Origin of the sequence: Penaeicola halotolerans, assembly GCF_016464625.1 — a bacterium.
GTDB classification, from domain to species: Bacteria; Bacteroidota; Bacteroidia; order Cytophagales; family Cyclobacteriaceae; genus Penaeicola; species Penaeicola halotolerans.
Window position 1 is genome coordinate 1 of the sequence record NZ_JAEAGO010000093.1, and the last position, 264, is coordinate 264.

The 264-nt window shown below is 62.1% G+C and carries 1 protein-coding gene; it reads right to left on the bottom strand.

Features of this window, described 5'->3' with window-relative positions:
* The coding region (locus I5349_RS13810) for a lytic transglycosylase domain-containing protein (RefSeq protein ID WP_226391363.1) at positions 1-264 on the bottom strand (264 nt) is incomplete at both ends.

Here is a 264-nt window from a genome sequence, read left to right on the forward strand (position 1 = left end):
GGGACCTGCATTGTAGGCAGCTACCGCGAGGTGGACCACGCCAAACCTGTCGAGCATCTGCCGCAGGTATCGCGCTGCGCCGAAGATGTTGGCCATTGGATCGAAGCGATTGAAGACCCCGAGTTCTTTTGCCGTAGCGGGCATCAGCTGCCCAAGGCCCGCGGCACCCGCCGGGCTGACAGCCAACGGGTTGTAACGAGATTCTGTCCATACGAGCGCATCAAGCAGGCCCGCGGGCAATGAGTACTTCGCCTCCGCGGCATA